General features: G+C 73.0%; 24 protein-coding genes. 16 read left to right on the top strand and 8 right to left on the bottom strand.

Features of this window, described 5'->3' with window-relative positions; genetic code table 11:
- Positions 1-14: 14 nt before the first annotated feature.
- Positions 15-1,190, top strand: a complete 1,176-nt coding sequence (locus ACZ6S4_RS11255) for an ROK family transcriptional regulator (protein ID WP_465474795.1) — start codon at positions 15-17, stop codon at positions 1,188-1,190.
- Between the two features lie 301 nt (positions 1,191-1,491).
- On the opposite strand, the gene ACZ6S4_RS11260 is transcribed toward ACZ6S4_RS11255, so the two are convergent.
- Positions 1,492-1,995, bottom strand: a complete 504-nt coding sequence (locus tag ACZ6S4_RS11260; protein ID WP_465474796.1) for a hypothetical protein — start codon at positions 1,993-1,995, stop codon at positions 1,492-1,494.
- A 236-nt stretch (positions 1,996-2,231) separates the two neighbouring features.
- Here ACZ6S4_RS11260 and ACZ6S4_RS11265 point away from each other — a divergent pair, with 236 nt between their 5' ends.
- The 3 genes from ACZ6S4_RS11265 to ACZ6S4_RS11275 all read left to right on the top strand — a co-directional run bounded on the left by ACZ6S4_RS11265 (position 2,232) and on the right by ACZ6S4_RS11275 (position 6,123).
- The gene (locus ACZ6S4_RS11265; protein WP_465474797.1) at positions 2,232-3,512 is read left to right on the top strand and encodes an aminotransferase class I/II-fold pyridoxal phosphate-dependent enzyme; all 1,281 of its coding nucleotides are present in this window, start codon (positions 2,232-2,234) and stop codon (positions 3,510-3,512) included.
- A 73-nt stretch (positions 3,513-3,585) separates the two neighbouring features.
- Complete coding sequence (locus tag ACZ6S4_RS11270) at positions 3,586-4,563, top strand: serine hydrolase domain-containing protein (protein ID WP_465474798.1); 978 nt, start codon at positions 3,586-3,588, stop codon at positions 4,561-4,563.
- A 9-nt stretch (positions 4,564-4,572) separates the two neighbouring features.
- Complete coding sequence (locus ACZ6S4_RS11275) at positions 4,573-6,123, top strand: alpha/beta fold hydrolase (protein ID WP_465474799.1); 1,551 nt, start codon at positions 4,573-4,575, stop codon at positions 6,121-6,123.
- A 36-nt stretch (positions 6,124-6,159) separates the two neighbouring features.
- Here the strand turns inward: ACZ6S4_RS11275 and ACZ6S4_RS11280 are convergent, their stop codons facing one another.
- On the bottom strand, positions 6,160-6,339 hold the full coding sequence (locus ACZ6S4_RS11280; protein WP_465474800.1) for a hypothetical protein: 180 nt from the start codon (positions 6,337-6,339) through the stop codon (positions 6,160-6,162).
- Between the two features lie 272 nt (positions 6,340-6,611).
- On the opposite strand from ACZ6S4_RS11280, the gene ACZ6S4_RS11285 reads away from it, so the two are divergent.
- From ACZ6S4_RS11285 to ACZ6S4_RS11310, 6 genes are all read left to right on the top strand, one after another.
- A complete protein-coding gene (locus ACZ6S4_RS11285) occupies positions 6,612-7,925 on the top strand; it encodes a hypothetical protein (RefSeq protein ID WP_465474801.1) in 1,314 nt (437 codons plus the stop codon).
- 75 nt (positions 7,926-8,000) lie between these two features.
- A complete protein-coding gene (locus ACZ6S4_RS11290) occupies positions 8,001-9,131 on the top strand; it encodes a sensor histidine kinase (RefSeq protein WP_465474802.1) in 1,131 nt (376 codons plus the stop codon).
- Complete coding sequence (locus tag ACZ6S4_RS11295) at positions 9,131-9,565, top strand: response regulator (protein ID WP_465474803.1); 435 nt, start codon at positions 9,131-9,133, stop codon at positions 9,563-9,565. The genes ACZ6S4_RS11290 and ACZ6S4_RS11295 overlap by 1 nt, the downstream gene beginning before the upstream one ends.
- Before the next feature lie 5 nt (positions 9,566-9,570).
- A complete protein-coding gene (locus ACZ6S4_RS11300; protein ID WP_465474804.1) occupies positions 9,571-11,490 on the top strand; it encodes a hybrid sensor histidine kinase/response regulator in 1,920 nt (639 codons plus the stop codon).
- Between the two features lie 20 nt (positions 11,491-11,510).
- A complete protein-coding gene (locus ACZ6S4_RS11305; RefSeq protein ID WP_465474805.1) occupies positions 11,511-12,254 on the top strand; it encodes an arsenate reductase/protein-tyrosine-phosphatase family protein in 744 nt (247 codons plus the stop codon).
- Positions 12,251-12,634, top strand: coding sequence for a VOC family protein (locus ACZ6S4_RS11310; RefSeq protein ID WP_465474806.1), 384 nt, complete (start codon positions 12,251-12,253; stop codon positions 12,632-12,634). The genes ACZ6S4_RS11305 and ACZ6S4_RS11310 overlap by 4 nt, the downstream gene beginning before the upstream one ends.
- An 8-nt stretch (positions 12,635-12,642) precedes the next feature.
- Here ACZ6S4_RS11310 and ACZ6S4_RS11315 read toward each other — a convergent pair whose 3' ends face one another.
- Together ACZ6S4_RS11315 and ACZ6S4_RS11320 are read right to left on the bottom strand one after the other, a co-directional pair.
- Positions 12,643-13,266, bottom strand: coding sequence for a DedA family protein (locus tag ACZ6S4_RS11315; RefSeq protein ID WP_465474807.1), 624 nt, complete (start codon positions 13,264-13,266; stop codon positions 12,643-12,645).
- Between the two features lie 53 nt (positions 13,267-13,319).
- Positions 13,320-14,336, bottom strand: coding sequence for a sensor histidine kinase (locus ACZ6S4_RS11320; RefSeq protein ID WP_465474808.1), 1,017 nt, complete (start codon positions 14,334-14,336; stop codon positions 13,320-13,322).
- Between the two features lie 321 nt (positions 14,337-14,657).
- On the opposite strand from ACZ6S4_RS11320, the gene ACZ6S4_RS11325 reads away from it, so the two are divergent.
- From ACZ6S4_RS11325 to ACZ6S4_RS11350, 6 genes are all read left to right on the top strand, one after another.
- Positions 14,658-16,292: a methyl-accepting chemotaxis protein gene (locus ACZ6S4_RS11325; RefSeq protein WP_465474809.1), complete on the top strand. Its 1,635-nt coding sequence runs from the start codon at positions 14,658-14,660 to the stop codon at positions 16,290-16,292.
- 348 nt (positions 16,293-16,640) lie between these two features.
- Entirely contained in the window at positions 16,641-17,504 is an 864-nt protein-coding gene (locus ACZ6S4_RS11330) for an ABC transporter permease (RefSeq protein WP_465474810.1), read from the top strand.
- Between the two features lie 2 nt (positions 17,505-17,506).
- The gene (locus tag ACZ6S4_RS11335) at positions 17,507-18,274 is read left to right on the top strand and encodes an ABC transporter ATP-binding protein (protein ID WP_465474811.1); all 768 of its coding nucleotides are present in this window, start codon (positions 17,507-17,509) and stop codon (positions 18,272-18,274) included.
- Positions 18,271-19,881, top strand: a complete 1,611-nt coding sequence (locus tag ACZ6S4_RS11340) for an FAD-dependent oxidoreductase (RefSeq protein ID WP_465474812.1) — start codon at positions 18,271-18,273, stop codon at positions 19,879-19,881. The genes ACZ6S4_RS11335 and ACZ6S4_RS11340 overlap by 4 nt, the downstream gene beginning before the upstream one ends.
- Positions 19,878-20,243, top strand: coding sequence for a 4Fe-4S dicluster domain-containing protein (locus tag ACZ6S4_RS11345; protein ID WP_465474813.1), 366 nt, complete (start codon positions 19,878-19,880; stop codon positions 20,241-20,243). Before ACZ6S4_RS11340 ends, ACZ6S4_RS11345 begins: the two co-directional genes overlap by 4 nt.
- 3 nt (positions 20,244-20,246) lie before the next feature.
- Entirely contained in the window at positions 20,247-21,221 is a 975-nt protein-coding gene (locus ACZ6S4_RS11350) for an ABC transporter substrate-binding protein (protein ID WP_465474814.1), read from the top strand.
- A gap of 18 nt (positions 21,222-21,239) precedes the next feature.
- On the opposite strand, the gene ACZ6S4_RS11355 is transcribed toward ACZ6S4_RS11350, so the two are convergent.
- From ACZ6S4_RS11355 to ACZ6S4_RS11370, 4 genes are read right to left on the bottom strand one after another with little or no spacing between them, the layout of a single operon-like run.
- On the bottom strand, positions 21,240-22,082 hold the full coding sequence (locus ACZ6S4_RS11355) for an ABC transporter permease (protein ID WP_465474815.1): 843 nt from the start codon (positions 22,080-22,082) through the stop codon (positions 21,240-21,242).
- The gene (locus ACZ6S4_RS11360; RefSeq protein WP_465474816.1) at positions 22,079-23,050 is read right to left on the bottom strand and encodes an ABC transporter ATP-binding protein; all 972 of its coding nucleotides are present in this window, start codon (positions 23,048-23,050) and stop codon (positions 22,079-22,081) included. Before ACZ6S4_RS11360 ends, ACZ6S4_RS11355 begins: the two co-directional genes overlap by 4 nt.
- Positions 23,047-24,126, bottom strand: a complete 1,080-nt coding sequence (locus tag ACZ6S4_RS11365) for a hypothetical protein (RefSeq protein WP_465474817.1) — start codon at positions 24,124-24,126, stop codon at positions 23,047-23,049. Before ACZ6S4_RS11365 ends, ACZ6S4_RS11360 begins: the two co-directional genes overlap by 4 nt.
- Positions 24,110-24,628: a sigma-70 family RNA polymerase sigma factor gene (locus ACZ6S4_RS11370; protein ID WP_465474818.1), complete on the bottom strand. Its 519-nt coding sequence runs from the start codon at positions 24,626-24,628 to the stop codon at positions 24,110-24,112. The genes ACZ6S4_RS11365 and ACZ6S4_RS11370 overlap by 17 nt, the downstream gene beginning before the upstream one ends.
- Positions 24,629-24,771: the final 143 nt, after the last annotated feature.

The raw sequence follows: 24,771 nt of genomic DNA on the forward strand, positions 1-24,771 counted from the left end.
GGGACGGCGCGCTGATGCGGGCCGGCCCCAGCCCGGAGGAGGTACGCCGGCACAACCTCGGGTCCCTGCTGCGCTACGTCCACCTGCACGGCGCGACGTCGCGGGCCGAGCTGACCAACCGGCTCGGCCTCAACCGCAGCACCATCGGCGCCCTGACCGCCGAGCTGACCACCGCGGGACTGGTCAGCGAGGCGGTGCCCCGCGAGACCGGCCGCGCCGGACGACCGTCGCTGGTGGTCCGGCCCGAGTCGGCGCGGATCCACGCGTACGCGCTGAGCATCGAGGTCGACCGGCTCCGCGCGGCCCGGGTCGGCCTGGGCGGCCGCGTCCTGGACCGCCGCGAGTGCGAACGCCCGCCCGGCATGCCGGTCCTCGACGCGGTCAAGCCGCTCGCCGCGTTCGTGCACGAGATGCGCCACGAGGTGGCCGACGGCGCGCGGCACGTCGGCACCGGCGTGGCGGTCGCGGGCCGGATCCGGGGCGCGGACGGCACGGTCCTCCTCTCCCCCACCGTCGGCTGGGTCGACCCGGTCCGGGCCGCGCTCGGCGACGAGCTGGGCGACGAGCACCGGCTCACCGTCGGCAACCACGCCGACGTCTCGGCCCTGGTCGAGCACAGCCGCGGCGCCGCCGTCGGCTGCGACAACGTCATCTACCTGCACGGCGACGCCGGGGTCGCCGCCGGCATCATCGCCGGCGGCGCCCGGGTCACCGGGTACGGCGGCCACGGCGGCGACGTCGGCCACATGGTGGTCAACCCGTACGGCCGCGCGTGCGGTTGCGGGTCCCGGGGGTGCTGGGAGACCGAGATCGGCGAGCAGGCGCTGCTCCGGCGGGCCGGCCGCGAGGGGGAGACCGGCCGGGCGGCTGTGCTGAGCGTGGTGCGGGCGGCGACGCACGGCGACAGCCGGGCCCAGTTCGCGGTCCGCGAGGTGGGCGACTGGATCGGCTTCGGCGTGGGCAACCTGGCCAACATCTTCAACCCGGAAGCGGTGATCTTCGGCGGCACCCTGCGTGACATCTACCTGGGCGCAGCGGCCCAGATCCGCAGCCGCCTGAACGAGGTGGCCCTGCCGGCGTGCCGTGAACACATCCGGCTGCGCACCCCGGGGCTGGGCAACGACGCGGCCCTGATCGGCGCGGCCGAACTCGCCTTCCAGCACCTGCTGGACGACCCGCTGCTCAGCTGACCCGAGGCCGGCCCGGGATGCCCGCGAGCGGATCCAGCCCCCGATTCCGGTCCAGCGGCACCCGACGCCGCGCGACACCAGCGCCGGCCGCCTGCACCGGCCGGCTCCGCCTACGGCCGAGCCCAGCTCACCCGGCGTCCCGTTTGCCGCGGCGCCGGCGTCGCGGCCGGCAACACGCCGTCACCCTGGCCGGCGGCGGCACCCTCGGCTCCGGCCCGGCACTGGCCGGGCTCGCCTACCGCCGACGAGCCGGGCAGACCCCGCACCGGGTGGCGGTGCCGCTGCGGCGGGAGGGGCGCGTTCAGCGGCAACGCCAGCGACCGACCCGGTGGCCGGTGCGGCGGTGGTTGTCTCCCCGGGCGCAGCGCAAGCCGCCGTTCAGTCCGTCGGCCGATCCGGGATCGGAGCCGGCGGCCGTGTCGTCGCCGGCCGCCGGGTCCACGTCCGCGTCGTCCCCGGCGCTCGTGTCCTCGTCCGCGGTGACGTCCGTCAGCGGTGGGGCCGACGGGGTGTCCCGTTGCACCTGCGCGGGCCGGCGGGCCCGGCCGGCCACCGGCTGCGCCGGCGGAGTCGTGACCGGCGGCACGGTCACGGTGGTGACCGCCGTCGGCGTCGGGGCGGCCGGGCTGCCCCGATCCGGGACCGGAGCCGGGCGGTCGCCCATCGATGCGCGGCGGGGCACGAACGCCTGCGTCGCGGCGGGCTCCGGGGCGACCGCGCGGTCCGGCGGCGCGGGCTGCTCGGTGCAACCCGTCAGGGCAAGGACCGCCGCGCCGGCCACGGCCAGTACCCGCGTTTTCGTCATGCCGAGGACGCTATGCACGTTTTGTCGGATATTTGGGCAGGCCCGGCCCGACCGGCGCGAGTCTGCACGTTCGGACAGGTCCGGTGATCCGAGGAGCCGACCCGGCCTGGGGTCGAAGCGGCAGGATTCGGCGGCCGCGCTCGCTGCCCCCTTGACGAAGCCCGGTCACCGTGACAATCCTGGGCAAGCGCGGTGATTACTCCCGAATCGCCGCACCAGGAACAGGATTTGACGCCTTGCTGCACACCGACGCGGTGCGTGACTTCGCCAGCGACCCGTACGCCGCCTACCCCGCCGGCACCCGCTACTCGGCCGACGTGCAGCCGGGCGGGCTGCTGGACTTCGAGGCCGCACGGCAGTGGCTGTCGCGCATCGACCAATGCCGGGACGCGAACGCGTACACCTTCGGGCTGCCCCTCGACGCGGCGGCCTCGGTGCGCAGCGGTTTCGCCGGCGGAGAGCTGCTGCTCTTCTCCACCTACGGCTACCTAGGGCTGAACCAGCACCCGCGGATCGTGGCGGCCGCGACCGACGCCGCGCTGCGCTGGGGCACGACCACCGGCGGCTGCCGGCTGATGACCGGCACGCTGGAACTGCACCTGGAGACCGAGCGCGAGCTGGCCGGTTTCCTCGGCACCGAGGCCCTCGCCCTCTACTCCAGCGGGTACGACGCCAACGTGGCCGTGATCTCGTCCCTGCTCGGCCGCCACGACGTCGCGATCATCGACGAGAAGGCGCACCGCAGCATCCTCGACGGGTGCCGCCTCTCCGGCGCCCGGACGGTCCGCTTCCGGCACAACGACGTCGAACACCTGGATGCCCTGCTCGCCCGGCACCGCGCCACGGGCGCCCGGGTGCTGGTCGCCGTCGACGGTGTCTACTCGATGGACGGTGACCTCGCCCCGCTGGCCGCCATCGTCGAGGCCAAGCAGCGGCACGGTGCCTTCCTGCTGCTCGACGAGTCCCACGCGATCGGTGTGCTGGGCGCCGACGGCCGGGGCACCCCGTCGCACGCCGACATCCCGGCCGGTGCCGTGGACGTCATCACCGGCTCGCTCGGTAAGGCGTTCCCGTCCGGTGGCGGGTTCGCCGCGGGCAGCCGGAGCCTGGTCAACTACCTGCAGCACGGCTCGGCGCCGTACATGTTCTCGTCCGCGCTGACCCCGGCGAACACGGCGGCAGTCCGCGAGACCGTCCGGGTGCTGCTGGACGAGCCGCACCACATCGAGAGCATGTGGAAGAACACGGCCCGGCTGACCAACCTCGTCCGTGACCTGGGGCTGACCACGGGACCGACGGAGACGCCGATCGTGCCGGTGGTGCTGGGCGACACGCTGCGGACGTACCGGTGGGCCCGGCAGCTGCTGGACGACGGCATCTACGTCTCCGCGGTGCCCGCGCCCGCCGTGCCGGAGGGCCAGTCCCGGCTGCGCCTGTGCGCGACGGCCCGGCAGACCTCCGAGGACTTCGACCGGCTCGGCCGCGCGTTGCGCCGGGTGCTCGACCTCGACGCCTGACCCAGCGGCGAGAAGCCGGGGCACGGCGGGAAACCGGGGTGCGGCGCCGCCGGGGCGCTGAGATCATCGCCGGATGCCGGACCTTGCCGCGGTCCGTGCCGCCTGCCGCCGTATCGGCGACGTGGTCGGCACGGACCCCCGCTATGCCCACACCAGCCATCTGCGCGTGCTCGTCGGCGGTGACCCGGTCTTCGACGAGCACTACCGGGGATCGGCCGTGGCCGACGTCTTCTCGGTGACCAAGACCGTCGTCGCCACGGTGGCCGGGATGGCCGCCCGGCGCGGACTGCTGCCCGGCCTGGACGAACCACTGCACGAGGTGCTGCCCGACCTGCGGGACACACCCGCGCACGGGCAGACCTGGCGGCAGCTGCTGACTATGACCCGCGGCACCGCCGTCGACGGGCCGTGGGACATCGACGCGGTCACCGCCCTGCCGGGTGGACAGGTCGCGCAGGTCGCCTCCGCACCGCGGATCGACCCACCGGGTCAGGTCTTCCGGTACGACAACGGCGCCGCCCACCTGCTGTCCGCCGGACTGGCCCAGGTCCTCGGCCGCCCGGTCGGCGAGTACGCCACCGCCGAGCTGTTCGCGCCGCTGGGCATCACCGACGCGTCCTGGCTCGCCGACCCGGACGGTGTCAGTTACGGCTACGCGCATCTGCGCCTGTCGGCCGAGTCCCTGGGCCGGCTCGGCGAGCTCTGGCGGGCCGGCGGACAGCCACTGGTCGATCCGGGCTTCGCCGCCGCGATGACCACTCCCCAGACGCCGGGCGGGCCACCCGAGGAGCTGCCGTACGGCTTCGGGATCTGGATCGGCGACGGCCTGTCGCTGGCCGCCGGCTGGGCCGGGCAGCACGTCGTGGTCCTGCCGGACGCCGTGGTCGTCACCACCGGCGATCCCCGCTTCGACGCCGGCCCACCGCCGCGGGACGAGCTGCCCCCGGACTGGCGACCCGCCCTGGAACTGGTGCGGCAGCACCTGCTGCCGGTGCTCATTTCGTGTGACGCCGAGGCGGTTCCGCCCAGGACGGGGACGCAAGGCTCCTAACTTCGGGCCATGAGATTCCCCGGTTCCTTTCTGTCGTCCCTGGCCGCTGCCGCGGCCCTGATGCTGGTTTCAGCGGGCGCGGTCGACGCGGCCCCCGCCGCCGCGCCGCCGGCCGGCGGGCTACCGGGCGTGGCCGTGCCGTCGCTCGACTGGAGTGCCTGCGGCGACGGCGGTTACCAGTGCACCCGGGCCCAGGTGCCGCTCGACTACCACCGTCCGGACGGGACGCAGCTCGCCCTGCAACTGCGGCGCTGGCCGGCCGCCGTCCCGGCCACCCGGATCGGCACGTTGTTCCTCTACGCGGGCGGTCCGGGCAGCTCCGGGTGGGACTGGGTGCAGACGTTCGCGACCTCGTCGGCGCCGGAGATCCGCGAGCGGTTCGACATCGTCGGCTTCGATCCCCGCGGCGTGCACCGCAGCCAGCCGGTCACCTGCCTCGACGGGCCGGCGTACCGGGCGCAGTGGGCGCAGGCGAAGACCCGGCCCGCCGCGGACTCCTTCGGCACGGCCGTGCGTCTCGCCCGGGAGTGGAACGCCGCGTGCCAGGCACATTCCGGCGGGCTGCTGCCGTACATCGGCACCAAGTCGCAGGCGCGCGACCTGGACCTGTTGCGGGCCGCGGTCGGCGACGAGAAGCTCACGTTCTTCGGCGGCTCGTACGCCTCGTACGTCGGCACCGTCTACGCCGACATGTTCCCGCACCGCACCCGCGCCCTGGTGCTGGACTCCGGCTACGACCCGCACAAGTACGCCCAGGACCCGTACGAGTACGACTACGGCCAGTACCGCTCCACCGAGGCGGCGATGTACCGCTTCCTCGGCTGGTGCGCGGCGAACCCGGCCCAGTGCCCGTTCGCGGCGGGCATCCCCAAACCCACGGCCACCGGACTGGCGGCGAAGGTCCACACCGTGCTGGACTCGCTAGACGCGAACCCGGTCCGCGACGCCACCGGAGCGGTCAGCGTCAACGGCGCGACGATGCTCTCCGAGCTGACGTACCGGCTGAACAGCGGCACCCGCTACTGGGCCACCCTGGGGACCAATCTGCACCTGGCGGAGTCCCGCACCGGCCCGCTGCTGTACGCCATCACCCAGTCCGACACGGCCTTCAACGCGGTGAACGTCGCGGTGGAGTGCGCCGACCGGGTGTACCCGCGCAGCCTCCCGCAGTTGCAGACCCGGCTGGCCCGGGCCGCGGCGGACTTCCCGCTCACGGCGCCGGGCATGGCGTACGGCCCGCCCGCGTACGACCAGACACACGCACCTGCCTGCCTGCAGTGGCCCGTCGCCCGGCACAGCCGCTACACCGGCTCGTACCGGGCCGAGGGGTCGGCACCGATCCTGGTGGTCGGCAACACCGGCGACCCGGACACCCCGTACGCGGACTCCGTCAAACTCGCGCACACCCTGGCCAACGGCCATCTGCTCACCTGGGACGGCGAGGGCCACACCGCCCGCCGCAAGAGCGCCTGCGCCGAGGCCCTCATGTACGAGTACCTGCTGCGGCTGGTCGTCCCGCCGGCCGGAACCGTCTGCCGGGACGCGCCGATGCCCGCCTGACGTGGGCCGACCACCGCCGTGCACCGGCGGCGGTGGTCAGCTCTCGTCGAGGATCTCGCGGACGCCGGCGAACATCCGGAAGATCTCGATGCGCCCGTCCAGGAAGCCCATCCGGTAGTCGGCCCCGGTGGCGGGATCCTTGGCCTTGGCGGCGTCCCGGCGCCCGGCCAGCGCGTCGACACGGCCGGCGTCGTAGGCCAGCAGCGCGTCGTCCATGAGTTCCTCCGCGTCGTCCCGGGCGCGGCGCTCCCCGCCGGCCCGCGCGACAATGTCGCACGCTGCGGCGATGGGCAGAACCGGCCGTCCGCCCGAGAGACTCCGGCCGATCCGCCGAACCTCGGTACCCCGTACCCCTAGTGGGTAAATGCTCCCGACCTGATCTACAGTTGATTTGCCCCATTTACCGGAAATGGGTTGAACCGCAGCTCACCGGGAACGTTCCGGCGTGGTGACGGTGAGCGGCCTCGGGGGTTCGTGAAGGGATCACGATGGAGCTTGAGCGGGTCGGCACCTGGACTTTGGACGAGCTTCCCCGTCTCAACCGGGCGATCCTGGCCGGTGAGGCGCCGCCGGACGTACTGGTCGACGCCCTGTGCCGCGACGTGCTGCCCGGGCTGCCCCGGCCCGAACGCCTGGACCAGCTCGAAGCGCAGCGCCTGCTCGTGCACCTCGGCTTCGCCGGCGCCTCGGTGGCCCGGCACTTCCAGGAACGCACGCCGGGCGGCAAGGAGGAACCCCAGCGCGCGTTCGACGGGCTGAGCGCCGGGGACGCGGCCGTCCCGTTCCCGGCGTACTTCACAGCGCTGGCCGACCACACCGGGACCGGCCACTACCATCGCGACAGCTATGCGTCACTGGTCCGCTGGAACGTCGGCACGGTACAGGTCTGCCTGGGCGACGAGGTGCTGGCCGCCCTGCCCGGCGTGTTCGACGACGGCCGGATCCGCAGCTACACCGGCACCCCGGCCGAGGAACGCTTCTTCGCCCTGGTCAAACGCAGCGAGGCGCTCGAGCTCGCGGTCAACAACCTGCTGGAACCGCTGGCCTGCGCCGATTGCCGGCTCGACTCCGAGGACGCCGTCCTGCGCCTGCGGACCTCGGCGACCCTGCTGGAGGCCATGCGGCACCTGTTCCTCACGTTCGCGGCGCTGCCCGCGGATCAGAGCATGCCGGCCGAGCACTTCATGGACGTGTTCCGCCAGTTCGCCGTGCACTGGTTGCCCGACGACATCCCGCCCAGCGGGGCGCTCGATCCCGAGGCCCTCAAGCGGGACTTCCTGCTCGGCATCGCGCTGCCGGACTACGCGCGGCACGTGCGCCGGCTCTTCCCCGCGCTGCTGGCCGACGAACGCACCGCGCTCGAGGCGCTGATGGTCCAGCCGACGCTGCCGCAGCGGCTGCTGACCACCCTGGAGGTGGACGCGGCCACGCTGGCGACGGCCGATGCCGCCGACCTGAGCCGGCTGGTCAGCCGCGCGCCGGCCCTCGCCGACTGGTACGCGCTGCTCAACGCGCACGCGCGAGCGGCCGGAGCACACCTGATGCTGAGCAAGAAGTTCCTGTTCAAGCCGCAGACCCAGCGTGACCTGGCCGGCCGGGGCGACCAGCGGCTGGTGTCCAACCGGTCCGGCACCACCGGCATGACCGAGACGTTCCTGGAACGGCTGACCCGGGCCCGCCGCGAGCACCTGCTCGCCCCGCTCCGGCAGGTGCTGACCGGCGAAACCACCGCAAACCCGTCCACCGGCGCGGTACGGTCACCCTCTGGGACGGCGGCGGTCGCCGTGACTCTGGCGGCCTGAACGGTGCCGCCGGTGACGGAGTCATCCGCCAGTACGTGGGGGTGGGCGGTGCAGGCTCGAGCCAGCCGGAAGCTCATGACGGTGGGCCACGAACAACTGATGGCCCTCATCGACCACACCTCGGCCGTCATCTACATGCGCGACGCCGACGGCCGGTACCTGCTGGTCAACCGGGAGTACGAGCGGCTGTTCAAGCTGCGCCGGGAGGACATCGTCGGGCTGACCGACCACGACCTGTTCCCGCAGGACATCGCCGACGACTTCCGCGCCAACGACCTGCGGGCGTTCGCCCGGGGCTTCCCGGTGCAGATGGAGGAGCAGGCACCCAGCGACGACGGTCTGCGCACCTACGTGACGGTCAAGTTCCCGCTGACCGACGCGGCCGGCCACTCGTACGCGGTCTGCGGCATCTCCACCGACATCACCGAGCGCAAGCACGCCGAGGAGGAGGTGCGCCGGCTCAACGACGAGCTGGAGCTGCGCGTCCGGGAACGCACGGCGGAGCTGGAGGCCTCGACGCGCGAGCTGGACGCGTTCGCGTACTCCGTGTCGCACGACCTGCGCGCGCCGCTGCGCTCGGTGGAGGGGTTCAGCCAGATCCTGATCGAGGACTACAGCGAGGCGCTGGAGGCCGAGGCCCGCCAGTACCTGGGCCGGATCCAGGCCAACGTGGCGCGGATGGCGCAGATGATCGACGACCTGCTCAACCTCTCCCGGGCCACCCGGGTCGAGCTGCGCCGCGAGCACACCGACATCACGGCGCTGGCCGGTGAGGTGGTGGCCGAGCTGCGCGGTCGCGAACCGGAGCGCAGCGTCGACGTCGCCGTCCCGGACGGCCTCGTCGCCCAGGGCGACCCGCACCTGATCCGCCTGGTGCTGCAGAACCTGATCGGCAACGCGTGGAAGTTCACCGTGCACAAGCCCGACGCGGCCATCCGGCTGGCCCAGGAACAGCACGACGGCGTCGACGTCTTCTCGGTGCGGGACAACGGGGCCGGCTTCGACATGCGCTTCGCCCACAAGCTCTTCGACCCGTTCCAGCGGCTGCACTCGGCCACCGACTTCGAGGGCACCGGGATCGGGCTGGCCATCGTGCACCGCATCGTCACCCGCCACGGCGGCCAGATCCGCGCCGAGTCCACGCCGGGCGCGGGGGCCACCTTCCGGTTCAGCCTCACCCCGGCGCCGACCGGCTGGGGGTTGTGATGAGCGACGGCCCGATCCTGCTGGTGGAGGACAACCCCGACGACGTGCTGTTCACCATCCGCGCGTTCGCCAAGAACCACATCCGTAACGAGATCGTCGTGGCCAACGACGGCGAGCAGGCCCTGCGGCTGCTGCTGCCCGACGACGGCCAGCCGCTGCGCCCGGCGCTGATCCTGCTCGACATCAAGCTGCCCAAGGTCGACGGCCTGGAGGTGCTGCGGGCGATCCGCGACGACGAGCGGACCAGCTCCCTGCCGGTGGTCGTGCTCACCACCTCCAACGAGGAACGCGACATCGTGGAGAGCTACCGCCTCGGCGCCAACAGCTTCGTCCGCAAGCCGGTCGTCTTCGAGGAGTTCGTCGACGCGGCCAACGTGCTGGGCGTCTACTGGCTGCTGGTCAACCAGCCCGCACCGCCGGCCCGGAACGGCTGACGGCCATGGACGACATCCACGTCCTCGTCATCGACGACAGCCCGGACGACGCCCTGCTGATCGTCCGGCAGCTCAAGAAGGCCGGGCTGGCGATCACCCACGCGCGCGCCGACACCGCGGCCGGCGTTGCCGCCGCCCTGGACGAGCAGGTTCCCGACGTCGTCATCTCCGACTACAACATGCCCGGCTTCCGGGCCGAGGACGCGCTGGAACAGATCCGCGCCTGCGACGCGGACATCCCGTTCATCCTGGTGTCCGGCCAGATGGGCGAGGAGATGGCCGCGGCGCTGATGCGCGCCGGGGTTCGCGACTTCGTGCTCAAGGACCGGCTCTCCCGGCTCGGCCCGGCCGTGCAGCGGGAACTGCGGGAGGCCGGCGACCGGCGGCAGCGACGCCGGGCCGAGGCGGCACTGCGCGACAGCGAGGAACGGTTCCGCCTGCTGGCCGAGCACGCGCAGGACATCATCTTCCGCTACCGCGGCGTCCCCGAGCCGGCGATGGAGTACCTCAGCCCGGCCGTGGAGTCGGTCACCGGGTACACGCCCGAGCAGTTCTACGCCGATCCGGGACTGATCTTCCGGATCATCGAGCCCGAGGACCGGCCGGTCATCGAGCAGTCCTGGCGTTCGGCGAACCCCGGCACTCTCACCGTGCGCTGGCACCGGTCCTCGGGCGAGGTCGTGTGGACCGAGCAGCGGGCCGTCGCGATCCTCGACGACGAGGGCCGGCCGGTGGCGGTGGAGGGCATCTTGCGCGACATCACCGAACGGGTCACCGCCGAACAGGAACGCGCGGAGCTGGAACGCCAGCTGCGCCAGGCGGAACGCCTCGACTCGCTGGGCCAGCTGGCCGGCGGCATCGCCCACGACTTCAACAACCTGCTGGCCGTGATCGCCGGGTACGCGGACATGCTCAACGAGGAACTCGCGGCGGAACACCCCGGCCGGGCCGACCTGGACGGCATCAAACAGGCCGCCGTACGCGGCAGCGGGCTCACCCGCCAGCTGCTGATCTTCAGCCGGCTGGAGCCGTCGCAGCCGGAGGTCCTCGACGTCAACGCCGTCGTCACCGACATGCAGCGGCTGCTGAGTCGCACCCTCGGTGAGGACATCGAGGTCACCACGGGCCTGGCCGCGGGACTGCCGGCGGTCACCATGGACCGCAGCAAACTCGAACAGGTCCTGATGAACGCCCTGGTGAACTCCCGAGCGGCGATGCCGGCGGGCGGCAGGCTGAGCATCGTCACGGGTGTCTCGTACGGCGCCGAGGTGCCCATGGTCAACCTGACCATCACCGACACCGGCTGCGGCATGACGCCGGAGGTGGCGGCCCGCGCGTTCGAGCCGTTCTACACCACCAAGGGCCGCGGTCAGGGCACCGGCCTGGGCCTGTCCACCGCGTACGGGACGGTGACCGAGGCGGGCGGCACGATCAGCCTCGAGTCACGACCGGGGGTCGGCACCACGTTGCGCGTCTGCCTGCCGGCCAGCTCCACGGCCGCACCGGAGAGCACCAGCGTCGCGGGCACCCGGGCCTCCGGCAGCGGCGAGTGGATCCTGGTGGTCGAGGACGAGGACGCCGTCCGCGACATCGTCTGCCGCACCCTGGTCAAGGCCGGCTACCAGGTGCATGCGGCCGGCGACCCGCAGCAGGCGCTGAAGATGTGCGTCGACGAGTCCTTCGTGGTCGACGCGCTGCTGACCGACATCATCATGCCGGGCATGTCGGGCACCCGGCTGGCCGCCGAGCTCCGCCAGACCCGCCCGGACCTGCCGGTGCTGTTCATGTCGGGCTACACCAACGGCCCCACCCCGGGCGGGCACGAACTGCCCGAGGACGCACCCCTGATCCGCAAACCGTTCGAGACGGAAACCCTGCTGCGCGAGCTCCATCAGCTGCTCTCCCGGGCTACTCCATCAAATTGATTTGATGTAATGTCCTCGCCATGAGGTCGTCGAGTCAGGAACCCCCGGCGTTCGTGCGGCTGGCCGCCCATCCGCTGCGCTGGCGGCTGCTCACCGCCCTGGCCGGCAGCGACCACCGGGTCCGCGAGCTCGTCGATCTGGTCGGCGAGCCGCAGAGCCTGGTCTCCTATCACCTGCGGCTGCTGCGCGACGGTGGCCTGGTCACCGCCTCCCGCAGCAGCTTCGACGGCCGCGACAGCTACTACCACCTCGACCTCGATCGCTGCGCGGCCGCGCTCTCCGGCGCCGCCGCCGCCCTGCACCCGGCGCTGCGGCAGCAGTCCTCGCCGGAGCTGCCCACCGGCGGCGGCGTGCTCTTCGTCTGCACGGGCAACAGCGCCCGCTCGCCGATCGCCGAGGCCCTGCTGCGGCACCGCACCGGTGGCCGGATCGAGGTGGCCAGCGCCGGCATCCGGCCCAAGGCCGAGCTGCACCCCGATGCCGTACGGGTGCTGCGCCGGCAGTTCGACATCGACCTCGGCGACCGCCGCCCCCGGCATTTCGACACGCTGACCGGCCACCGGTTCGACTACGTCATCAGCGTGTGCGACAAGGCCCGTGAGGCCTGCCCGGAGTTCCCCGGCCGCCCACGGCGGATGCACTGGAGCATCCCCGACCCCGCCACCTCCGGCGACCCCCGGCACGCCTTCGCGCACACCGCGGCCGCCCTCGACACCCGCATCACGCACCTGCTGCCCGTCCTGACCGAAGGAGTTCAGCCGTGACCGCAACCGAGCAGTACGCCGCCGTCCGCTACCTCGTCGACGACGTCCAGCAGGCCGCCGACTTCTACACGACCCAGCTCGGCTTCACCGTGAAGAGCAGCGCAGCCCCCGCCTTCGCCGACGTCGTCCGCGGCCCGCTGCGGCTGCTGCTGTCCGGGCCGGCCAGCTCGGGCGCCCGCGCCACCCCTGACGACGCGGCCACCGCGGGCCGCAACCGCATCCACCTGATCGTCGAGGACCTGGATGCCGAGATCAACCGCCTCCGCGGCCAGGGGGTGCCCTTCCGCAGCGATCCGGTCAGCGGCCCGGGCGGCCGGCAGGTCCTGATCTCCGACCCGGCCGGCAATCTGATCGAACTGTTCCAGCCGGCGCAGCACTGACGCCCGGATCAGCCCGGCTCGGCCGGCGAACGGCGGCTGCGACCGCGTGCGCGCAGCAGCTCGACGGCGACCGGGACGACCGAGACCACGACGATGCCGATCAGGATGAACTCGATGTTGTCGCGGACGAAGGCGATCCGGCCCAGGAAGTAGCCCAGCGTCGTCACGCCGCACCCCCACAACGTCCCGCCGACGATGTTGAAGGTCAGGAACGTGCGGTACCGCATGTGACTCGCGCCGGCCACCACCGGCGTGAACGTGCGCACGATCGGCACGAAGCGGGCCAGCACGATCGAGCGGGCCCCGTACCGCTGGAAGAAGTCCTTGGCCCTGGTCAGGTTCTCCTGCTTGAACAACCGGGAGTCGGGCCGCCGGAACAGCGCCGGTCCGAAGCGACGGCCGAAGGCGTAGCCGGTCTGATCGCCCGCCACCGCGGCCAGCGACACCAGCAGGCACATCAGCCACAACGGCAGGTGCAGGTAGGTGCCGCCGGCGATGAGCAGGCCCGCGGTGAACAGCAGCGAGTCGCCCGGCAGGAAGAAGCCGATCAGCAGGCCCGATTCGGCGAAGACGACGGCCAGGATGCCGATCAGGCCGAAGGTGGAGATGAGCCATTCCGGGTCGAGCACCATCGGCACATCTCCAGTCGTCCGGCCCGGGGTGCGTGACCCGGACGTCCGGTCAGCTACCCGCTCGCGTCCGGCGTACACACGATGTGACGCACCGGCCAGGTGACGACCATCCGGGCGCCGCGGTCGGCCGGCTCGTAGTGGGCCTCGCCGCCGTGGGCCTGCGCGAGCTGGGCGACGATCCACAGACCCAGGCCGATGCTGCCGGGGTTATCGCTGCCGAAGCGGGTGAAGAGCCGGGGCTGCGCCGCTTCGGGTACGCCCGGACCGTGGTCCCGGACCACCAGCGTCGCGGTGCCGCCGCTCTCGGTCACCTGGACCACGATGGGTGGCTTGCCGTGGCGCAGGCCGTTGCCGACCAGGTTGACCACGATCTGCTCGAACCGGTCCCGGTCCATGGCCAGCACCAGCACGGGGTCGACGTCGACCACGACGTCGTCGCGGCCCAGGTGGGCCACGGCCGCGGTCACCGCCTCGCGGACCGGCCAGGGCCGCAGGTCGAGGTTGAGCCGGCCCTGCGAGTCGATCCGGTCGAGGTCGAGCAGCCCGGCGGTGAGGTGGGTGATCCGGGCGACCTGCCGCAGCGCCCGCTCGATCAGGTCGCCGGCGCTGTCGCCGGGTTCGTCGCGCAGTTCCTCCAGGACCATCTGCACGGTGGTCAGCGGCGAGCGCACGTCGTGGGCGAGGGCGGCCACCAGCGCCGCCCGCCAGCGTTCGATCTCGGCGATCCGGGCCCGGTCCTCGCGCAGGTAGCGGGCCTGCGCCTCGATCAGGAAGGCGATGCCGAGAGCGACAGGCAGCAGCACCGCCGCCGAGCCGACGATGGGCGGCGGCTGGCCGGTGAGGATCAGCGGCGCCACGTACGCCACCAGCGCCGGTCCGACCAGCGCGATCAGCAGCCGGCGCGAGTAGTGCAGCGCCGCCCACGCGAAGATGAGCACCAGGAACGGGCCCGTACCGGCGGCCATGCCACCGAACGCCCACGTGGAGAAGCCGAGGATGGCGAAGGCGGGCAGGGAGAGCAACGCGGGCGCCCACGGCCGCCAGCGGTGCCAGGGCAGCGGCGTGACCACCGCGGCGAGGGCCAGGTCCGCCGCGGCGATGATCAGCAGGTCGCCGGCCCGGCGGGTGTCGTTGGTGATGCCGACGAGAGCGAGCAGCCCGGAGAGCGCGAACAGGGCCGCGACCTGCAGAGCTGCGGCGCGCGGCCCGCTTCCGAGCAGGCGAGTTTGCGGGCGTGAGACGATACGGACATTCTAGGACAGGCCCGGCCCTGTCAGCACCGTCACACTCATCTCCGTGGCCGGTACGCCGACCAGACTCGTATGCGCGTAAAGGTGAGACGTTTCGGGCCCGTGCTGGGCGCCCTGGTCGGCTGTGGTCTGGGCTTCCTAATGTTGCAGCAGGTCACCACTGGTGCCTTCGATGCACTGGAGGCGCGGCAGGTGGCCCAGGACGCCGACCGCATCCGGATCGGCCTGGACGGTCAGGCCCGGCTGCTCACCGCGTTCGGGGCGACCAACGCCGTCTGGGACGACAGCTACCAGGATCTCAAGGACGCGGACCGGGCCGGCTTCGCCGAGGACTTCCCGCCGGACGCGACGCACGCGGTCAGCGACCTCGACGGCCTGCTGGGCGTCTCCCCCACCGGCGAGTTGATCGCGGGCGGCGTTCTCAGCGACGCGGCCGGCTACGGTGCCCCGGCGCCGCAGCTGACCGAGCCCGCACTGCTGAGCCGGCTCTACGACCCGGCCGGCGAGCCGGGTGCCGCCCGCTGCGGTGTCGTCTCCGCCGACGCGATGTACCTCTACTGCGGTGTGGCCGCGTACCCGAGCAGCGGCGAGGGCACCCCGTCCGGTGGTCTGGTCCTGCTCAAGCGGCTCTCCCCCGACCGGCTGCGGACGCTCAGCGCGGACATCGACCTGACCACCGAGGTCGTCGCCCGGCGCCGCGACGACGGCGTGGCCCAGCCGACGGTGACCAGCCTGCTCGGTCCCGTCGAGGTACGCACCAGCGTGCTGAACGCCGGCAGCATCGCGCTCACCGCGAGCATCACCACCGTGGACGGCCAGACCCTGGTCCTGGAATCGGTTCGCGACCGTCCGATCCACGCCGCCGCGACCAGCACCGCCGGCAAGCTGTTCGTCCTCATCGCCCTGGCCACGCTGCTGCTGGTCGTGCTGATGACCGTCTCGACCCGGCGGGCGGTTCGCCGGCGGGTGCGCCCGCTGCGCCGCACGACCGAGCAGATCGTCGCGTCCGGCGACCACGAGCTGCGGATCGGCGCGACCGGCGACGACGACATCGCCGCGCTGGGCCGGGCCGTCGACGCCATGCTGGACACGATCAGCAGTCGCGACCGGCTGCTGCAGTCCGAACAGGAGCAGCGGCAGCGGGAGCTGCAGGAGACCCACGAGCGGCAGAACGCCGCCGAGCGGGAGACCCGGGAGCAGGCCCGGCAGCTGGTCACCGAGACCTCCACCGTGGTCGCGCGACAACTGGCGGACGTCTCCGCCCGGGCCGGCACGGTCGGCATCGCGGCGAGCCGGATCGACGACCGGGTACGCGACGCCCGGACGGCGGCGAGTCACCTGCTGAGCAACAACAGTGAGGCCAGCCGGGCCGTCGGCACGCTGCACGAGAGCCTGCAGAAGGTGGACGAGGTAGCGCGGTTCATCGGCGGCATCGCGCGCCAGACCAATCTGCTCGCTCTGAACGCCACCATCGAGGCGGTCCGGGCCGGGGTCGCCGGCCGGGGCTTCGCCGTGGTGGCCAACGAGGTCAAGACGCTGGCCGCCACCACCGCCGAGTCCACCGAGACCATCACCGCGACGCTCGGCGAGCTCAACGAGCACGTCACCGCCGTGGTGGAGATCATGACCACGATGAGCGCCACCATCACCGACATCGACCACACCACCGCCGACGCCGAGCTGATGACCACCGAGCAGGCCGCCACCGTGGCCGGCCTCACCGCCGAGGTGAGCGCCGCCATCGACCGCCTCGAGGGACTGGCCACCCGCCGCTGATCGTCCCGTTGCCGTCACCGGCCGGAGCCCGTCCCCGCACGTCCGGGGGCGGGCCGCGGCCATTTCCGGTCCCACGGACCAAAACCCTAGTTGACATATAGGATTTGAGGACTAAGGATCGGAGCATGACCAGCCAGGGGATCCGCCTCGCCGGCACCGCACTCGCAGTGTCGCGAGGTTGCTGCCGCGACTGGACGTCCTCCCGCGGCCGCTGCCGCCGCAGCTGACCGCCGCCGGTCGACCAGCCCCGCACCACCCTCACCCCGGCACGCCGGGTCCACTCCGCACGATCCCCGTCGACGACCCACCCGGGCGCCATCCGCCCGCGTGTGGCGCGAAGGAGTCGCCATGTCCTCATCCGTCCTCGACCGTGCCGGCATCGCCGCCGGACCGGTCCGCACCGACCAGCCGGACGACGCACCGGCGGCGCCGGCCCGCTGGCGCCGCGTCGCCCGCCGGCTCACCCCCGCCCGCAAGGCCACCGGCCTGCTCACCGTCCTGGTCCTCTGGCAGGTCGGTGCGGGCGCCGGGTGGCTCGGCACCACGACCCCCTCACCGACCGACGTCATCACCGCCGCCCGCGAGCTGATCGCCAGTGGCGAACTGGCCCACCACCTCGGCGTCTCGCTGACCCGGGTCGCCAAGGGACTGGCCATCGGGCTCAGCGCAGGCCTGCTGCTCGGGCTCGCCGCCGGGCTGTTGCGCCTGGCCGAGGACCTCGTCGACGGGCCCCTGCAGTCGCTGCGGATGCTCCCGCACCTGGCGCTCGTACCGATCTTCATCATCTGGTTCGGCATCGGTGAGACGTCGAAGATCGCGCTGATCGCCATCGGGCCGATCTTCCCGCTCTACCTCAACGTGCTGCACGGCATCCGCGGGGTCGACGAGCGCCTGGTCGAGTCCGCCCGCTCCTGCGGGGTGGGCCGGCTGGGCCTGATCCTGCGGGTGATCCTGCCCGGCGCGCTCCCGCAGATCCTGGTCGGACTGCGCCAGGCGCTCGGGCTGGGCTGGCTCAGCCTCGTGGTCGCCGAACAGACCGCCACCACGGCCGGGGTCGGGTTCCTGATGAACGACGCCCGCGAGTTCCTGCGGACCGATGTGATCTTCGTGGTCCTGGTCATCTACGCCCTGCTGGGCCTGGCCACCGACCTGTTCGTCCGCCTCATCGAGCGCCGCGCGCTGGCCTGGCGCCGCGGCTTCGCGGGAGAGTGAGCATGACCGCCACCACGACTGCCGTCCCCGGCACCGGTACCGCTGCCGTCCGCGTCCGCGACGCGCGCCGGGCCTTCGACGGCCGGGTCGTGCTCGCCGGCGCCGACCTCGACATCGCCCCCGGCGAGTTCGTCGCCCTGCTCGGGGCCAGCGGCTCCGGCAAGAGCACCCTGCTGCGGGCCGTGGCCGGGCTCGACCGCGGGGCCACCGGGCAGTTCCGGGTGCCCGACCGGCGCGCCATCGTCTTCCAGGAGCACCGGCTCATGCCGTGGAGCCGGGTGTGGCGCAACGTCACCCTCGGCGTCCGCGGGCCCGATCTGCGCGGCCGCGCGCTGCACGCCCTCACCGAGGTCGGGCTGGCCGCGCGGGCCGACGCCTGGCCGCGGACCCTGTCCGGCGGCGAGTCCCAGCGGGTCGCCCTGGCCCGGGCCCTGGTGCGTACCCCCGAACTGCTGTTGCTCGACGAACCGTTCGGGGCCCTCGACGCGCTGACCCGGATCAAGGCCCAGGCGCTGGTGGCCAAGCTCTGGACCGAGCACCGGCCGGCCGTCCTGCTCGTCACCCACGACGTCGAGGAGGCCCTGCTGCTCGCCGACCGGGCGCTGGTCCTGCGCGACGGGCGCATCGCCGAGGAGTTCCTCGTCGACGTGCCGCGCCCGCGGGCCCTCGACAACCCGCGGCTGCTCGCCCTGCGCCGCGCCCTGCTGCGTGCCCTCGGGGTCAACGCCGACCTGCCGACCGACGAATCCGTACCCGAGGAGAAGCCATGACCACGACCGCCCTCGACCTGACCGCCGACGTCGTCATCGTCGGCGGCGGCCCCGCCGGCACCTGGGCCGCGCTGACCGCCGCCGCGGCCGGGGCCGACGTCCTGCTGCTCGACAAGGGCTACTGCGGGACCTCCGGCCCGACCGCCTCCGGCGGCACCGGCGTCTGGTACGTCCAGCCGGAACCCGCCGCCCGCGAGAAGGCGATGGCCAGCCGCGAGGCGCTCGGCGGCCACCTGCAGGACCGCCGCTGGATGGCCCGCGTCCTGGACCAGACCTACGAGAACATGAACCGCCTCGAGGCCGAGGCCCGCTACCCGTTCCCCGTCGTCGACGGCGTCGCGCACAAGCGCGGCCTGCAGGGGCCCGAGTACATGCGCCGGATGCGGTCCTGGATCAAGCGGGCCGGGGTGCGGATCCTGGACCACAGCCCGGTCACCGAGCTGCTGGTCGACGCAGGAGGCACGGTCGCCGGGGTACGCGGCCACCGCCGCCAGCACAACACCGACTACCGGGTCCGCGCCTCCGCGGTGGTGCTGGCCACCGGCGGCTGCGCGTTCCTGTCCAAGGCGCTGGGCTGCGACGTGGCCACCGGTGACGGCGCCCTCTACGCGGCCGAGGCCGGAGCGGCGATGTCCGGCATGGAGTTCTCCAACTCGTACGCGATCGCCCCGGCCTTCACCTCGGTGACCAAGACGGCCTACTACGGCTTCGCCACGTTCTTCCACGGCGACGGCACCCCGCTGGCCGGGGCCGGCAGCCAGGGCGGGCGCTCGGTGATCGCCAAGGAGCTGCTGCGCACCGGCACGGTGCTGTGCCAGATCGACCACGCGACGCCGGAGCAGCAGGCCCTCATGCGCTCGGGCCAGCCGAACTTCTTCCTCACCTTCGACCGGCTCGGCATCAACCCGTTCACCGACAAGTTCCCGGTCACCCTGCTGCTGGAGGGCACCGTCCGCGGCACCGGCGGCATCCAGATCGTCGACGACGACTGCGCCACCAGCGTCCCCGGCCTGTACGCCGCCGGCGACGCGGCCACCCGCGAGCTGATCTGCGGTGGCTTCACCGGCGGCGGCAGTCACAACTCGGCCTGGGCGATGTCGTCCGGCACCTGGGCCGGCGGCGGCGCGGCCCGTTTCGCCGCGGCGCTGGGCAGCTCGGCGGTCAAGCGGCGCCTCACCGGGGCCGGCGGCGTCGCGGTCCGGCCCACCGGCGGGCGGGCCTTCGACGGCGACCCGTGGGCCGAGGCGCAGGACGTGCTGCGCCGGCAGGTGCACCCGTACGACAAGAACTACCTGCGGCACGGCGACCGGTTGCGGCCCGCGCTGACCGAACTGGACGAACTGTGGCAGCGGCTGCGGGCGGGTGCGAGCGCCGACCCGGCCGGTACGCCCCGGCTGCGGCAGGCCGCGGCGATGGTCGCCCACGCCCGGTGGATGTACACCAGCGCCCTGGCCCGGACCGAGAGCCGCGGCATGGCCCGGCGCCAGGAGTTCCCGGACCTCGATCCGGCCCAGCACCGCCGGCTCACGGTCGGCGGCCTCGACGAGCTCTGGGTCCGTCCCGAGTCCCTGCCGGCCCCGCGTCCGGAACTGGCGGTGGCGTCATGATCGAGGTCGTCTCGGCCGGCCGGTGCGTCACCTGCGACGTGTGCATCGCGGTGTGCCCGACCAACGTCTTCGACCGCGGCGCCGACGGCGTGCCGGTCATCGCCCGGCAGAGCGACTGCCAGACCTGCTTCATGTGCGAGGCGCACTGCCCGGCCGACGCCCTGTTCGTCGCCCCGCTCACCCACCCCGCGCCACCGGACTCGCCGCTGCGCGACGAGGACCACGTCACGGACACCGGCCTGCTCGGCAGCTACCGCAAGGAGCTCGGCTGGGGCCGTGGCCGCAAGTCCGGCGCCCGGACCGCCGTCGGCCCCGAACTGGGCCGCGCCCGGATCACCCCCGCACCCGCTCAAGGAGACTGACCGATGCGTACGAGAACTCTGCTGGCTGTCGCCACCGCCGCGCTGCTGGCGCTGGCCGGCTGCGGTGGCGAGCCGTCCGAGGCCGCCGGCCCCGGTGACACGTTCACCCTGCGCATCGGCGCGATCGGCAACGGCAACAAGCTGTCCGGCCCGGTCGGCTACCTCAACAGCAAGAACGGGCTGGTCCCGGCACTGTCATCGCTCGGCGTCACCGGGATCAAGGTCGTCACCTTCCCGAACGGCCCCGACCTCAACCAGGCGCTGGCCGCCGGCGAGCTCGACCTGGCCACGTACGGCGACACCCCGGCCCTGGTGGCCCGGGGCGCCAAGCAGCCCACCCGGCTGATCGCCCAGTCCCAGATCAACCTGGACGCCGGCATCCTGGCCAAGAAGTCCGGCGGCCCGACCTCGCTCGCCGGGCTGGCCGGCAGGAAGGTGGCGGTGCAGACCGGCTCGTACATCCACCGCTACCTGCTGGGCGCGCTCGGCGACGCGGGCGTCAAGCCGGCCGAGGTCATCCACATCTACAGCGCGGACGTCGAGGCGGCGCTGGAACGCGGGGACGTGGACGCCGCGGCCGTGCCGATCGCGAACGTGGAGGCGCTGAAGGCCAAGGGCTACCCGCTGATCACGCTGGCGTCCAAGGACCACCGCCAGTACCTGGGCACCAGCTCCACAGTGGTCACCGAGAAGTTCCTCAAGGCTGAGCCGGGCATCGTGTCCGTGTGGCAGCAGGCCCAGCGCGAGGCCACCACCAAGGCCAAGGCGGACTGGGCGGGCTTCCTGGCGTACACGGTGAGCATCAACGGCTTCCCGCCGAAGATCGTGGAGGCCTCGACCCACGCCGACCAGTGGCCGGCGGAGCCCTTCACCCCCGAGGGGCTGGCGCTGCTCAAGGGGACCAAGCAGTTCCTGGTGGAGCAGAAGTTCATCCGTACCGATTTCAACCTCGACGACTGGATCGTGGCCCAGCCCTGAGCTCCCTTCCAGCGCCGCTCACAGGTCGCGGCGCTGGAAGGCCAGGGCGGCCAGGCCGAGGACGACCGCTACCCACAGGGCGGCCCAGGCCAGGTAGGTGGCGGTGAGCGGGGCCACGCTCAGGAACGGCGAGTCCTCGAACGCCGGGAACTGCGACAGGGCCGGGTGCTGGAACGCGTGCATCGCCCCGCGCCACAGGCCGTCGGTCGGCAGCAGCATCCGCGACACCGTGCCGACACTGGCCATGCCCTCGTTGCCGAACGCCTCGCCCACCATGCCGACCACGCCGGCGATCCAGGTGGCGCCGAAGAGGCCGACCGCCACGATGCCCGACGCCATCGGGGAGATCACGGTGGACAGCAGCAGGCCCAGGGTCAGCAGCACCGTGGTCTGCGCCGCCAGCAGGGCCAGGCCGGTGGCCGGTTGCGGGGGCCAGTAGCCCACGGTGATCCGGACGATGAGGAGCTGCCCGAGTCCGGCCACGACCACGAAGCCGCTGCCGAAGGCGACCAGGCCCAGCCACTTGCCGAGCAAAACGGCCGAGCGGCGTACCGGCCGGGTCATGACGGCCAGCGCGATCCCGGACTCGATCTCCCCGGCCAGGGTGGGACCGGCGAGGAACGCCGTACCGAGCGCGGCGATCAGGCTCAGGCCGAACATCACCAGGTTGAGCACCGTGGAGGCGGCGATCCGGGCCTCCCCGGTGGTGAGCGTGCCGAACTCCGAGTCCAGCCGGTAGAACCCCCAGGCGCTCAGCGACAACAGCACGACCGTCATCACGACGAGCGAGCGCAGCACCCGCCGGCGCAGGGCCTCCTGCAGCGTGAGGACGGCCAGGGTCAGGACGGTACGGGCGATCATCGGTGGTCCCCTCCGGTACCGGCGCGCAGGATGTCCAGCAGTCGTTCCTCCAGGCTGATCCGGGCGGGTTCGACGGCGTGCACACGCACCCCGAGGCGGACCAGTTCCGCCACCAGGTCGGGCACCATCGTGGCGCTCTGGTCGGCCGGCAGCGTGACCGTGTACGAGTCGCCGCTGCGGGTCAGGTGCCCGGCGGCGGCCAGGCGAGCCTCCGCCTGGGCGCTGACCTCGTCGAGCCGCATCCGGAGCTCCCGCTGACCGAGCAGCTCAGCCAGGGTGCCGGAGGCCGCCACCCGGCCCTTGTCGAGGATGACGACCCGGTCGCAGACCCGCTCGACCTCGCCGATGAGGTGCGAGTTGAGCAGCACGGCGACCCGGCGTTCCTTGAGGGAGAGCAGGAGGTCGCGCACGTCGGCCCGGCCGATCGGGTCCAGCGCGCTGGTCGGCTCGTCGAGCAGCACCAGCTCCGGGCGGGCCACCAGCGCGACGGCCAGGCCGAGACGCTGTTGCATGCCCTTGGAGAAGCCACCGACCCGGTCCCGGGCACGGTCGGCCAGACCGACCAGGGCCAGGCTCTCGCGTTGTTCCCGTACCGGCACCGCGGCACCGGCGAGCCGCACGTGCAGGGCGAGCACCTCGGCGGCGCTGAGCCAGGGCTGGTAGCGGAAGAGCTCCGGCAGGTAGCCGACGCGGGCGCGGGCCTGCGGGTCCGTACCCGGGCGGCCGAGCAGCAGCACCTCCCCCGCGTCGGGCCGGACCAGGCCGAGCAGGATCTTGATGACGCTGGTCTTGCCGGCGCCGTTGGGTCCCAGCAGGCCGAGCACCTCGCCGCGACCCACGGTGAAGGACACGTCGTCGACCGCGGTCTGCTTGCGGTAGCGCTTGCGCAGGCCGGAGCACCACACCGCCGGAGTGGGCGGCAGGTCGGCGAGCAGGCGCTCAGTGGTGACCGCGGGTTCGGTGCTCACCGCTGCCCCAGCCCGCGGGCCACGGAGACCACCTCGTCGGCGCTCAGCGAGCCGGCCACCGCGGTGACGACCCCGTCCTTGACCCAGACCACGGCAGTGATCAGCCCGTCCCGGGAAGCCAGCACCGTGGCGGGCGTGCCCCCGACATCGGTGGCCGAGCTGGTGAGGTACTGCGAGTTCACCGGCAGCGGCAGCGTCGTCGCATCGCCGGTGTAGCCGCGCAGCTGCGACTTGACGCTCTCGGGCAGACCCGGCAGGGACAGCAGGTAGTCCACGGCCGTCCGGAACGGGATCCCCGCGGAGTAGGCGGTGGGAGCGACGACCCGGGCCACGATCATCGCCGGTACGCCCCGCGCCTCGGACCAGACCCCGGCGACGCCCGGACCGGCACTCAACCGGAACTGGCTGCCGTCGAGACCCGCGGGTGGCGGCGGCAGGGTCTTGCCCGCCGCGGCGGCAGTCCGGGCCGCCTTGTCGACGTCGAAGGTGAACACCGCGTTCACCCGGCCCCCGACCTGGTACGCCGGTTGTCCCGTCACGCCGCGGGGCAGCTCGCGCACCCGCGGGACGGCGAGCCCCGAGGCCTTCTCCGCGGCGTCGGCGTCGGCGACCTGACGGACCTTCACCTCCTGGGTGATCTCGACCTTGCCGTACGCGTCCAGGTCGGGCAGGGCGACCAGGTCGGCCTGGGTGAGCGTGACCGGGGCGAGCTGCTCGGTCCGGAAGATCTCCAGCCAGTCGGCGGCGGCCGCGGCGCTGGCCCCGCCGAGCAGGGCGACCGCGGCGAAGGCGGCGACCACCGGCTTGCGCAGCGCCGTGCGCCACCGTGAGGCGGCGGCCGGCTGCCGGTGCGGCTTGTCGGCGGCGACCGCCTGCGACAGCCGGGACCATCCCGCGTCCACATCCACGGTGACGTCGACGTCCAGCGCCGCCCGGGTCAGCCGCGCGTCCCGCTCGGCGGTGGCGAGCCCGGACCGGCAGGCCGGGCAACCGGCGACGTGCTCACGATCGGCGTCGGCGACGCCGGCCGGCTCGTCCAGCAGCCGGCGCAGCGTGCCGTCAGTCGGATGACGCATGACGGTTCAACTCCTTGCGTAGGGCGGATTCGGCGCGCCGCACGGTGGTGCCCACGCTGCCGGGGGAAAGATCCAGGGCGGCCGCCACCTCGGCGTAGCTGAGGCCGCTGTGCCGCAGCACCAGGGCCACGGCGTGCTTGCGAGGGAGCCGGGCCAGCGCCGAGCGCACCCGGCGGCGCTCCTCGAGGGTCACGACCGTGTCGGCGACATCGGGCCAGACGGCGCCGTCGTCACCGGCGGCCTCCTCCCGGGCGGCGCGTCGCCGGCTGGAGCGCAGATGGTTGAGCGCGGTGTGCGCCGCGGCGACGGACAGCCAGCCCACCGCTTCCCCGGCCGGCACCGCGGAGCGCCCGAAGGTCAGGAAGACCTCCTGCGCCACGTCCTCGGCCTCGTCGCGGGAACCGAGCACCCGGGCGGCGACCGCGACGACCCGCGGATAGGCGCCGCGGAAGACCTGTTCGAGATCGGCTCGCACGGCACCCCGTACCGGAGGAGTCGACACCGCCCCGCCACCCTCCCGCCCAGCCGGCCTGACGAGCTTCACATCTTGCTCCACACCTACAGAGCACCGCCGGTGCCGCCGATGTGACACCCGGATCCGCCCCCACCTCGATCGTGTCCGGCCAGGCGGCGTGGCGCAGGACT

This window comes from Actinoplanes sp. NPDC051405 (assembly GCF_055586185.1).

Excerpts from the sequence above, each read along its gene's own strand:
- ACZ6S4_RS11315 (WP_465474807.1), bottom strand. The coding sequence starts at position 13,266 with ATGGTGCTCGACCCGGAATGGCTCATCTCCACCTTCGGCCTGATCGGC.
- ACZ6S4_RS11335 (WP_465474811.1), top strand. The coding sequence starts at position 17,507 with ATGACCGCCACCACGACTGCCGTCCCCGGCACCGGTACCGCTGCCGTC.
- ACZ6S4_RS11325 (WP_465474809.1), top strand. The coding sequence starts at position 14,658 with ATGTTGCAGCAGGTCACCACTGGTGCCTTCGATGCACTGGAGGCGCGG.
- ACZ6S4_RS11270 (WP_465474798.1), top strand. The coding sequence starts at position 3,586 with ATGCCGGACCTTGCCGCGGTCCGTGCCGCCTGCCGCCGTATCGGCGAC.
- ACZ6S4_RS11295 (WP_465474803.1), top strand. The coding sequence starts at position 9,131 with ATGAGCGACGGCCCGATCCTGCTGGTGGAGGACAACCCCGACGACGTG.
- ACZ6S4_RS11355 (WP_465474815.1), bottom strand. The coding sequence starts at position 22,082 with ATGATCGCCCGTACCGTCCTGACCCTGGCCGTCCTCACGCTGCAGGAG.
- ACZ6S4_RS11340 (WP_465474812.1), top strand. The coding sequence starts at position 18,271 with ATGACCACGACCGCCCTCGACCTGACCGCCGACGTCGTCATCGTCGGC.
- ACZ6S4_RS11305 (WP_465474805.1), top strand. The coding sequence starts at position 11,511 with ATGAGGTCGTCGAGTCAGGAACCCCCGGCGTTCGTGCGGCTGGCCGCC.
- ACZ6S4_RS11345 (WP_465474813.1), top strand. The coding sequence starts at position 19,878 with ATGATCGAGGTCGTCTCGGCCGGCCGGTGCGTCACCTGCGACGTGTGC.
- ACZ6S4_RS11285 (WP_465474801.1), top strand. The coding sequence starts at position 6,612 with ATGGAGCTTGAGCGGGTCGGCACCTGGACTTTGGACGAGCTTCCCCGT.
- ACZ6S4_RS11260 (WP_465474796.1), bottom strand. The coding sequence starts at position 1,995 with ATGACGAAAACGCGGGTACTGGCCGTGGCCGGCGCGGCGGTCCTTGCC.
- ACZ6S4_RS11365 (WP_465474817.1), bottom strand. The coding sequence starts at position 24,126 with ATGCGTCATCCGACTGACGGCACGCTGCGCCGGCTGCTGGACGAGCCG.
- ACZ6S4_RS11330 (WP_465474810.1), top strand. The coding sequence starts at position 16,641 with ATGTCCTCATCCGTCCTCGACCGTGCCGGCATCGCCGCCGGACCGGTC.
- ACZ6S4_RS11350 (WP_465474814.1), top strand. The coding sequence starts at position 20,247 with ATGCGTACGAGAACTCTGCTGGCTGTCGCCACCGCCGCGCTGCTGGCG.
- ACZ6S4_RS11300 (WP_465474804.1), top strand. The coding sequence starts at position 9,571 with ATGGACGACATCCACGTCCTCGTCATCGACGACAGCCCGGACGACGCC.
- ACZ6S4_RS11255 (WP_465474795.1), top strand. The coding sequence starts at position 15 with ATGCGGGCCGGCCCCAGCCCGGAGGAGGTACGCCGGCACAACCTCGGG.
- ACZ6S4_RS11275 (WP_465474799.1), top strand. The coding sequence starts at position 4,573 with ATGAGATTCCCCGGTTCCTTTCTGTCGTCCCTGGCCGCTGCCGCGGCC.
- ACZ6S4_RS11280 (WP_465474800.1), bottom strand. The coding sequence starts at position 6,339 with ATGGACGACGCGCTGCTGGCCTACGACGCCGGCCGTGTCGACGCGCTG.
- ACZ6S4_RS11290 (WP_465474802.1), top strand. The coding sequence starts at position 8,001 with ATGACGGTGGGCCACGAACAACTGATGGCCCTCATCGACCACACCTCG.